This is a genomic window from Paracoccus sp. (in: a-proteobacteria) (genome assembly GCF_030604785.1).
Lineage (GTDB): Bacteria > Pseudomonadota > Alphaproteobacteria > Rhodobacterales > Rhodobacteraceae > Paracoccus.
This window is the reverse complement of record NZ_JAUVVF010000022.1, coordinates 45,176-54,325: the sequence shown is the minus strand read 5'-3', so window position 1 is coordinate 54,325 and position 9,150 is coordinate 45,176. Positions and strand designations below refer to the sequence as shown.

General features: G+C 67.8%; 10 protein-coding genes and 1 tRNA gene. 3 read left to right on the top strand and 8 right to left on the bottom strand.

The features are described from left to right. Window positions 1-206: DUF3883 domain-containing protein (locus QAR72_RS09015; RefSeq protein ID WP_304617040.1), on the top strand; the 206-nt coding region annotated here is incomplete at its 5' end. Window positions 207-209: 3 nt separating this feature from the next. Here QAR72_RS09015 and QAR72_RS09010 read toward each other — a convergent pair. Then, a complete protein-coding gene (locus QAR72_RS09010; protein ID WP_304617039.1) occupies window positions 210-461 on the bottom strand; it encodes a hypothetical protein in 252 nt (83 codons plus the stop codon). Continuing rightward, a complete protein-coding gene (locus QAR72_RS15660) occupies window positions 412-699 on the bottom strand; it encodes a DUF488 family protein (RefSeq protein ID WP_442953568.1) in 288 nt (95 codons plus the stop codon). Before QAR72_RS15660 ends, QAR72_RS09010 begins: the two co-directional genes overlap by 50 nt. Before the next feature lie 81 nt (window positions 700-780). Here QAR72_RS15660 and QAR72_RS09005 point away from each other — a divergent pair, with 81 nt between their 5' ends. Together QAR72_RS09005 and QAR72_RS09000 are read left to right on the top strand one after the other, a co-directional pair. Further along, window positions 781-1,425 (top strand): hypothetical protein, encoded by a 645-nt coding sequence (locus QAR72_RS09005; RefSeq protein WP_304617038.1) that lies wholly within the window; start codon window positions 781-783, stop codon window positions 1,423-1,425. A gap of 177 nt (window positions 1,426-1,602) precedes the next feature. Continuing rightward, window positions 1,603-1,797: a hypothetical protein gene (locus tag QAR72_RS09000; protein WP_304617037.1), complete on the top strand. Its 195-nt coding sequence runs from the start codon at window positions 1,603-1,605 to the stop codon at window positions 1,795-1,797. A gap of 178 nt (window positions 1,798-1,975) precedes the next feature. Here QAR72_RS09000 and QAR72_RS08995 read toward each other — a convergent pair. The 6 genes from QAR72_RS08995 to ntrB all read right to left on the bottom strand — a co-directional run bounded on the left by QAR72_RS08995 (window position 1,976) and on the right by ntrB (window position 9,141). Further along, window positions 1,976-2,052: transfer RNA gene (locus QAR72_RS08995), tRNA-Pro, on the bottom strand. Between the two features lie 47 nt (window positions 2,053-2,099). Beyond that, window positions 2,100-4,685 (bottom strand): nitrate reductase, encoded by a 2,586-nt coding sequence (locus QAR72_RS08990; protein WP_304617036.1) that lies wholly within the window; start codon window positions 4,683-4,685, stop codon window positions 2,100-2,102. Further along, window positions 4,682-5,011, bottom strand: a complete 330-nt coding sequence (gene nirD, locus QAR72_RS08985) for a nitrite reductase small subunit NirD (RefSeq protein WP_304617035.1) — start codon at window positions 5,009-5,011, stop codon at window positions 4,682-4,684. The genes QAR72_RS08990 and nirD overlap by 4 nt, the downstream gene beginning before the upstream one ends. Then, on the bottom strand, window positions 5,008-7,437 hold the full coding sequence (gene nirB / locus QAR72_RS08980) for a nitrite reductase large subunit NirB (RefSeq protein WP_304617034.1): 2,430 nt from the start codon (window positions 7,435-7,437) through the stop codon (window positions 5,008-5,010). The genes nirD and nirB overlap by 4 nt, the downstream gene beginning before the upstream one ends. Window positions 7,438-7,441: 4 nt before the next feature. After that, the gene (locus tag QAR72_RS08975; protein WP_304617033.1) at window positions 7,442-8,236 is read right to left on the bottom strand and encodes an ABC transporter ATP-binding protein; all 795 of its coding nucleotides are present in this window, start codon (window positions 8,234-8,236) and stop codon (window positions 7,442-7,444) included. 11 nt (window positions 8,237-8,247) lie between these two features. Beyond that, entirely contained in the window at window positions 8,248-9,141 is an 894-nt protein-coding gene (gene ntrB, locus QAR72_RS08970) for a nitrate ABC transporter permease (protein WP_304617032.1), read from the bottom strand. Window positions 9,142-9,150 lie beyond the last annotated feature (9 nt).

The following is a 9,150-nucleotide window of genomic DNA, read 5'->3' as shown; positions in this document are numbered from 1 at the left end:
TCGAGGTCAAGACGACGAACGGATGGGAGCGCACGCCCTTCCACATCACCCGCAACGAACTGGCCGTGGCCGAGGAGCGCAGGTCGGAATGGCGTCTGTTCCGGCTCTGGAACTTCTCACGCGAGCCCAAGGCGTTCGAACTGCGCCCGCCGCTCGATGCCCATGTCTCGCTGACGGCGACGTCGTATCGGGCGAGCTTTCACTGAGGCTCAGTCGAACACCCGCCCCGGCTGCTCTTCCCACGGCAGGGACGCCACGAAGCACAGGTCGTAGATGCTGATCGTGCTGGGCTCGCGGTGGACAACCAGCCGCTCGAGCACCTCGGGCGCCAGCCACGCAAGCCGCAGGATGCGACTGACATAGCGATCGGAGAGGCCCTCGTCGGCGGCCAGATCGCTGAGCGTGGCGACGTCAGCGCGTTCCAGCCGCTGCCGCCTCCATGTGTGTCTCGAGCGAGCCATCTTGATGAATGTGTTGGACCTCACATCCAGCCTTCAAGAGCTCTTGAGACACCAAAATAGTACGATGGCAATCAAGTGGCTCCTTCTCGGCGCACATAAGAGCAATGCGATGATCCGTGGCACCTTTCAGCAATCGCGCTATCGCCTCCTTGAACTCCTTTCGTGAAGCTAGTCTCTGGCTGACAATGCGGCACAGGACGTCATCGTTTCCGCAGAAGGCTTTGACAACCTGAGCCATGCAGCCTTCAAGGACTTCCTCTCGCTTGTGCCGCATCAGGAAATATCAGTTGTCGCTTATGTCCGCCCGCCCCACGGGCACATGGAAAGCGCCATTCAGCAGCGCATAAAATCTGGCGCCATCAATATCAGTCAGCGACCGCCAATCCCTCGCTACGAGCGCATCCTGAGAAAATACAATGCCCCCAATATTGACTTTCAGCCCGTACTTTTTAGCAAGTCCACGCTAAGAAACGGTTGCGTCGTGCAGGATTTCTTTGCGCGCATCGGTCACACGATCAATCCTGATCAGGTTGTGCTTTTGAACGAAGGCATTTCTCGGGATGCCATCTCGTTCATCCTTGTCATGAACCTGTGGCGCGTTCAGCAGGGGTTTCTGCCTCTGAATATGAACCGGCTCGCTCCTTGGTTAAAGACACTCAAGGGGCCGAAGCTAACGATCCACCCGGACTCGTTCGACGCGGCTGCCCGGCTGAACCAAGGCAACATCTCGTGGGTCGAGAAGTTGCTTGATCGCGGGTTTGCGCGACGAGACCCGCTGCCTGAGGATATCCGTGACCTGTCAGAGCTTCTGACCCCGAGCGACGCGGCTGTTTCGTGGCTGCGGGCACAGGGGGCCGAGGGCGACGGGATACCGGAGGCGATGAACACCGCCTCCAGGACGCGCTTGCGGGCGATATCGGTGCCCGCCATCGAACCGCGCCGAGATCTTCTGGCTGCCCGATGAGATAGGGGGCGTCCACAAGGGAGCGCCTGCCCATGTTTTGCGCATCCTGGCCATTGCGCTTGAGACGGGGCGGCGGCCCGGCGATCTGCCGTTGCTGTCCAGCGAGCACATCCACCGACTCCCTCACGGCCGGCAGGTCGTGATCTGGACGCAGAAGCGCAAACGGCTGGCTTCGCTGTGCTGATCGACGCCACGCCCGCCGATCAGGCGCGGCTCATCGTGAACAAGCGCGGGATTCCCTACCAGCACGAAAACTACCTTGGCGACGCCGTCAGCCAGTGGCGTGACAGCCTGAAATTGCGGCGTGAGCTGAGGCTCTACGATGCACGCGGACCGCTGCGACCCGGCTGCTTGAGGCTGGGGCAGAGCTGAAGGAGATCGCCACCCATATGGGCTGGTCTCTCAAACAAGCTTCGGAGGTCATCGAGCGCTATTTGGCCCTGTCGCCCGCCATGTCCGACAGCCTCGCCGAGAAGCTGCGGAAGGCCGAAAAGCGAACGTCTCTGTAAAATGACCTGTAAGACGGAGACTAGGGAAGACCCCTAAGTCATGGTCGGGGCGAGAGGATTCGAACCTCCGACCTACGGTACCCAAAACCGTCGCGCTACCAGGCTGCGCTACGCCCCGACGCCTGCCGCATACCCCATCGCCCGGGCTGAGAAAAGCGCAAACCGCTACTCGGCCGCAACGGGAAGGGACCGGGCCAGGAGTGCGCGCAGTTCCGGCCGGCAGGAACCGCAATTCGTTCCCGCGCCGAGGGCTACGCCGATGGCCTCGACATTCTGCAGGCCCTCGCGGGCGATGGCGCGCATGATCGTGTTCACGCCGATCTCGAAACAGGCGCAGAGAATCGCGCCCTGATCGGGGGTCGTCTCGCCCGGATGCCCCGCCAGAATCGCGGGGTCGGGGCGGGTCAGGCTGTCGCCCAGATGCGCCCGCGACAGGCGGACCGGCTGATCCGATACGAACAGGGCGGCGACCAGCCCGCCTTCGTCCGACAGCGCGGCGCGGAACAGGCCGCGCGCGGGATCGACCAGGGTCATGTCGGGGGTCGCGCCGAACCAGTTGCGAAACCGGGCCGACCAGTCCGTCGGAATCGCGGCGCCGGCCATCTCGATCTGCCGCCCGCCCGGGATCGCGGCGCTGGCCCAGTAATCGCAATCCGGCACGACATCCCGGCGCGTCACGCAATAGCCGAACCACGACGCCGCAAAGGGACGCAGCTCGACCTGCATCGACTTGCTGGCGGGCTGGCCCGAAACCGGGTCGGTCCGCGCCTCGACCAGCGCGTCGATCCGGCCCGCCGAGGATGTCTGCCCGCTCCAGTGGATCGGCGCAAAAGGATGGCCGATTGCGACCGCGTCCGAGGGCAAGACCCGTAGGATCGCGCAACCGGCGTCGGTCTTCGCCTCGACCAGTCCGGCAGGCATCAGGCCCAGTCGGGCCATGTCCTCGGGGTGGATTTCCAGATAGGGCTCGGCCAGATGGCGGGACAGGCGCGGCGACAGACCGGTCCGCGTCATCGTGTGCCACTGGTCGCGGGTGCGGCCCGTGTTCAGGGTCAGCCTGTCGGGACGGCGCGCTGGCAGGGCGGCCGCCACCGGGACCAGCCGCGCCCGCCCGTCCGGGGTGTGAAAGCGGCCCGATCCGAAAAAGCGCCCGCCGCGCTGCGTGGGGCCTTGCGGCCAGAGCACCGGCGACAGCGCGTCGTAATCGTGCGATGCCAGATCCGAGATGTCGAAATCGCTGCCCAGCCCGCCCGCGATACCCGACAGGGCGGCATGTTCCGCGAAGATCTGCCCCGGGCTGGCCCAGTCGAAACCCTGAAAGCCCATCCGCTGCGCGACCTGCGCGATCTGCCACCAATCGGGCTGCGCCTGACCCGGTGCGGTCAGGGCCGCCCGCTGGCGGCTTATCATGCGCTCGGAATTCGTGACCGTGCCGTCCTTTTCGCCCCATGCGGCCGAGGGCAGCAGGACATGGGCCAGGCGGGCCGTGTCGGTATCGGCGCGGATGTCGCTGACCGAAACGAAGTCGCAGGCGGCGATGGCGCGGGACACACGGTCGGCCTCGGGCATGGTGACGGCGGGATTGGTGTGGATGATCCAGAGCGCCTTGATGCGGCCATCCTCGACCGCGCGGAACATATCCACGGCCTTGAGGCCAGGGCGGCTCGCCATGCGGGGGGCGTTCCAGAACGCGCCCACGGCGGCGCGGTGGGCGGGGTTCTCCAGCTCGAGGTGGCAGGCGAGCATGTTGGCGAGGCCGCCGACCTCGCGCCCGCCCATCGCGTTGGGCTGGCCGGTGACGCTGAAGGGGCCCATGCCGGGGCGGCCGATGCGGCCGGTGGCGAGGTGGCAGTTGAGGATGGCGTTGACCTTGTCGGTGCCGCTGTCGCTCTGGTTGATGCCTTGGGAGTAGACGGTGACGGTTTTTTCGGTCTGCGCCCAGAGGTCCAGGAAGTGCCGCAGGGGGTCGGGCGGCAGGCCCGTATCCTCGGGGCGGCTGGCGCGGGCGGCGGTCAGCGCGGCGTCGAAGCCGGTGACATGCGGCAGGAAGGCGGCGCTGGTGCGGGCGGTGTCGTGGAGGTGGCAGAGCAGCAGGTTGAACAGGTGCCCGTCCGCGCCGGGGGCGAGGGGCAGGTGCAGGTCCGCATCCTCGCAGGTGGCGGTGCGGCGAGGGTCGATGACGACGATCTTCATCTGCGGCCGGGCGGCGCGCGCGGCCAGCAGGCGCTGGTGCAGGACCGGGTGGCACCAGGCGAGGTTCGAGCCGGTCAGCACCACCAGATCGGCCAGTTCCAGGTCCTCGTAGAGGCCGGGGACGGTGTCGGTCCCGAAGGCGCGGCGGTGGCCGGCCACCGAGGAGGCCATGCAGAGGCGGGAGTTTGTGTCGATGTTGGCGCTGCCGATGAAGCCCTTCATCAGCTTGTTGGCGACGTAGTAGTCCTCGGTCAGCAGCTGGCCCGAGACGTAGAGGGCGACGCTGTCCGGCCCGTGCTGGGTCACAGCGTCGGTGAAGCGGTCGGCGATGAAGTCGAGGGCGGTGCTCCACGAGGCCTTGGCCCCGTGGATGCGGGGGGTCAGAAGGCGGCCTGCCGTGCTGACGGTCTCGCCCAGGGCTGCGCCCTTGACGCAGAGGCGGCCGCGGTTCGCGGGGTGGTCGGGGTCGCCCTTGATCGTCAGCCCCCCCTGCCCGTCCGGGCTCGCGAGGACGCCGCAGCCGACGCCGCAATAGGGGCAGGTCGTGCGGACCGTCATGCCGCCCTGCGCGACAAGAAGGCGGCGTCTAGAAGGATGCGGCCGTTCTTGACCTGCACCGCGTAGGTGGCCACGCGGCCCTCGTCTGCGCCCTGGGCCTCGCCTGTGGCCATGTCGAAGACCCAGTTGTGCAGGGGGCAGGTGACGGAGGTGCCGTGGACGATGCCCTCGGACAGGGGGCCGCCCTTGTGGGGGCAGCGGTCGTCGAGGGCGAAGACCTGATCCGTGGCGGTGCGGAAGATGGCGACGCAGCCCTGGGCGGTGCGGACGACGCGGGCGCCTTCGCGCGGGATGTCGTGGAGTGCGGCGATGTCGATGAGGTTCATTCGGCGGCCCTCAGGGTCAGGTCGGCGACGGGGGACCATTCCGCCGGGCGGGCGGCGTGGTCGGCCCAGGGATCGGCCTGGTAGACCGACTGGCTCAGCATGAAGCGGTCGTAGAGCGCCGCGCGGGTGGCGGGGTCCGCCACCTGCTCGCGGCACCAGTCGAGGCCGACCTTGTCCACCCATTTGTAAATGCGGTGCAGGTAGCGGGCGTTCTCGCGGTAGAGCTGGACGAAGGCGGCGGTGACCTCGCAGACCTCGTCTTCGGTGGCGACGGTCAGCAGGGGCACCGTCTCGCGCACGTCCATGCCGGCGGCGCCGGCGACCGAAATTTGGAAGCCGCTGTCCACGCAGACGATGCCGATGTCCTTGCAGGTTGCCTCGGCGCAGTTGCGGGGGCAGCCCGAGACGCCCAGCTTGACCTTGGCCGGGGTCCAGGAGCCCCAGAGCAGCTTTTCGAGGCGGATGCCGAGGCCAGTCGAATCCTGCGTGCCGAAGCGGCAGAACTGCTGGCCGACGCAGGTCTTCACCGTGCGCAGGCCCTTGGCATAGGCATGGCCCGAGACCATGCCGGCCTCGTTCAGGTCTGACCAGATGGCGGGCAGGTCCTCTTTCCGCACGCCCAGCAGGTCGATGCGCTGGCCGCCGGTGACCTTGACCATGGGCACGTTGTAGCGGTCGGCGGCATCCGCGATCGCGCGCAGCTCGGCCGGGGTGGTGACGCCGCCCCACATGCGCGGGACGACGGAGTAGGTGCCGTCCTTCTGGATGTTGGCGTGGTTGCGCTCGTTCACAAACCGGCTCTGGCGGTCGTCGCGGTAGTCCAGCGGCCAGTCGGCAAGCAGGTAGTAGTTCAGCGCCGGGCGGCAGGAGGCGCAGCCGCCGGTGCTGCGCCAGCCCAGCTCCTGCATGACCGCCGGGATGGACTTGAGGCCCATCGACTTGATGAGGCGGCGCACGTCCTCATGCGTGTGGTTGGTGCATTTGCACATGGGCGGGTTGGCGTTGGCCGCGAAGCCGTCGCCCAAGGTCAGGGCCATGACCTGCTCGACCAGCCCGGTGCAGGTCCCGCAGGAGGCGCTGGCCTTGGTCAGGCCGCGCACGGCGTCGAGGGTGGTGGCGCCGCCCTCGATGGCGCGGGTGATCTGTCCCTTGCACACGCCGTTGCAGCCGCAGATCTCCGCCTCAGGCGGCAAGGCTGCAACGGCTGCCAGAGGGTCCGCCTGGGCACCTCCGGCAAAGGCGGGGCCGAAGATGAGGGTGTCGCGGTCCGCGGTCACGTCGGCGCCCGAGCGGATCTTGTCGAAGAACCACGCGCCGTCGGCCGTGTCGCCATACATGACGGCGCCGATCAGGCGCTCGCCTTCCAGGATCAGGCGCTTGTAGATGCCGCGGCCGGGGTCGCGGAAGACGATGTCCTCGCGGCCGGGGGCGTCCGCGAAGTCGCCGGCGCTGAAGAGGTCGCAGCCGGTGACCTTCAGCTTGGTCGCGGTCTGGACGGGCTTGAAGGCAGACTCTTGCCCCGCCAGTGTCGCGGCCAAGACCTTGGCCTGATCGTAGAGGGGGGCGACGAGGCCGAAAAGCTGGCCGTCATGCTCGGTGCATTCGCCAAGCGCGTAGATCGCGGGGTCGGAGGTCTGAAGCTGGTCGTTCACGGTGATCCCACGCGCGACCTCAAGACCGGCGTCGTTCGCCAGCCGCGTCTCGGGGCGGATGCCGACGGCCATGCAGACGAGGTCGGCGGGGTAGACGGTGCCGTCTTCCAGCAGCACGGCTTCGACGCGATCCTCGCCGAGGATGGCTTTCGTGGCGCCCTTGCAGTGGATGCGGATGCCGCGTTTCTCGAGGTCCTTTTGCAGCAGGTAGCCGGCGGCGGGGTCTAGCTGGCGCTCCATCAGGTGGCCTATGAGGTGGATCACCGTCACCTCGGCGCCGCGGGCGGCCATGCCGGCGGCGGCTTCCAAGCCCAGAAGGCCGCCGCCGATGACCACCGCCTTCGCGCCGGGGCGGGAGGCGGCGATCATGGCGTTGGTGTCCTCGAGATCGCGGTAGGAGACGACTCCGGGCAGCTTGTGGCCGGGGACCGGGATGATGAAGGGGGCCGAGCCGGTGGCGATGACCAGCGCGTCGTAGGGCACCGCGCCGTTCCTGCCGTGGACAACCTGCGCCTCGCGGTCGATGGCGGTGACGGCCTCGCCGAAACGGGTGGTGACGCCTTGGGCCTGATACCAGGCCTCGTCATGGGTGACGATCTGCTCGTAGGTCTTTTCGCCCGACAGGACCGGGGAGAGCATCAGGCGGTTGTAGTTGCCGCGCGGCTCGGCGTTGAAGAGGGTGACAGTGTAGGCGCCGGGGGCGGCCTCGAACAGATGCTCCAGCATCCGGCCCGAGGCCATGCCCGCGCCGATGACGACGAGGTTCTTTGTCATGGGCTTACTCCGCCGCTTCGACGAAGCGGTGACGTTCGTAAAGGAAGCGCAGCACCGCCTCGCGGGCGCGCACGTAGTCGGGGTGGCTGGCGAGGCGGATGCGGTCGCGGGGGCGCGCGAGGGGAACCTCCAGCACCTCGCCCACGGTGGCAGCGGGGCCGTTGGTCAGCATGACGATGCGGTCGGCCAGCAATACGGCCTCGTCCACGTCATGGGTGATCATGATCATGGTGTTGCCGAGGCGGGCGTGGATCTCCATCACGGCGTCCTGCAAGTGGGCGCGGGTCAGGGCGTCGAGGGCGCCGAAGGGCTCGTCGAGGAGCAGGATCTTCGGCTCCATCGCCAAGGCGCGGGCGATGCCGACGCGCTGCTTCATGCCGCCGGACAGCTCGGCCGGGCGCTTCTGGGCGGCGTGGCCCATCTGCACCAGATCGAGGTTCTGCATGATCCAGTCGTGGCGCTCGGCCTTGGACTTGGTGCTGCCGAAGACCTTCTGCACGCCCATCTTCACGTTGTCATAGACGGTGAGCCAAGGCAGCAGGCTGTGGTTCTGGAAGACCACGGCGCGGTCGGGACCGGGGGCGTTCACCTCTCGCCCTTCCAGGATGATGCCGCCCGAGGTGGTCTCGGTGAGGCCCGCGATCATGTTCAGGAGGGTGGACTTGCCGCAGCCGGAATGGCCGATGACCGAGACGAACTCCCCCTTGGCGATGTCGAGGCGCACGTCCTGAAGAACGACGTTCGACCGGCTGCCCGAGGTGAAGGTCTTTCCGGCGTGATCGATCTTGAGATAGCTCATGGTGTTTCTCCTCAGACCGTGGTGCCGCGGCTGACCTTGGTGCCGATGAAGGCGACCAGGCGGTCGAGCGCGAAGCCGGTGGCGCCGATGTAGAGCAGCGCGACGAAGATGTCGGTCAGCATGGAGCTGTTCCACGCGTCCCAGATGAAGAAGCCGATGCCCACGCCGCCGGTCAGCATCTCGGCCGCGACGATGGCCAGCCAGGCGAGGCCGACGCCGATGCGCAGCCCCGAGAAGATGTAGGGGGCGGCGGCCGGGACCATGATCTTCCAGAAGAACTCGAGCGGGCTGAGGCGCAGGACGGCAGCGACATTGCGGTAGTCCTGCGGGATGGCGCGCACGCCGGCGGCGGTGTTGATGATGACGGGCCAGATCGCGGTGATGAAGATCACGAAGATGGCCGAGGGTCGGCTGTCCATGAAGGCGGCAAGGCTGATCGGCAGCCAAGCCAGCGGCGGCACGGTCCGCAGCACCTGGAACAGCGGATCGACGCCCCGCATTAGCCAGGCGGACTGGCCGATCACCGCGCCGACCGCGATGCCGACAAAGGCAGCGAGGCCGAAGCCGATGCCGACACGTTCCAGCGAGGTCAGGACGCGCCAGCCGAGGCCAATATCCTGGGTGCCGGCGACGTAGAAGGGCTCCAGGATCAGGTCCCCGGATTGTTGCCAGATCTCGATCGGCGAGGGCAAGGCGGCACCGCCCCCGGCCAGCAGGAGCTGCCAGAGGCCGAGGAGCGCGGCGACGACCAGCACGGGCGGCAGGACGTTGGCGGCGGCGGCGCGGCCGAGCCGGGCGGCGCGGGCAGAGGCGGCGCTGCGCGGGCGGGGGATCGCGTGGACGGTGGCCGCGGGCCGCGGGGCGGCGGCGGCGGCGGCGGGGCGCTTGAGGGCGGTGACGGTCATTCCTGCCTC

Coding starts and splice junctions, on each gene's coding strand:
- QAR72_RS09010 (WP_304617039.1), bottom strand. CDS start 461: ATGGCTCGCTCGAGACACACATGGAGGCGGCAGCGGCTGGAACGCGCT.
- QAR72_RS15660 (WP_442953568.1), bottom strand. CDS start 699: ATGGCTCAGGTTGTCAAAGCCTTCTGCGGAAACGATGACGTCCTGTGC.
- QAR72_RS09005 (WP_304617038.1), top strand. CDS start 781: ATGGAAAGCGCCATTCAGCAGCGCATAAAATCTGGCGCCATCAATATC.
- QAR72_RS08990 (WP_304617036.1), bottom strand. CDS start 4,685: ATGACGGTCCGCACGACCTGCCCCTATTGCGGCGTCGGCTGCGGCGTC.
- nirD (WP_304617035.1), bottom strand. CDS start 5,011: ATGAACCTCATCGACATCGCCGCACTCCACGACATCCCGCGCGAAGGC.
- nirB (WP_304617034.1), bottom strand. CDS start 7,437: ATGACAAAGAACCTCGTCGTCATCGGCGCGGGCATGGCCTCGGGCCGG.
- QAR72_RS08975 (WP_304617033.1), bottom strand. CDS start 8,236: ATGAGCTATCTCAAGATCGATCACGCCGGAAAGACCTTCACCTCGGGC.
- ntrB (WP_304617032.1), bottom strand. CDS start 9,141: ATGACCGTCACCGCCCTCAAGCGCCCCGCCGCCGCCGCCGCCGCCCCG.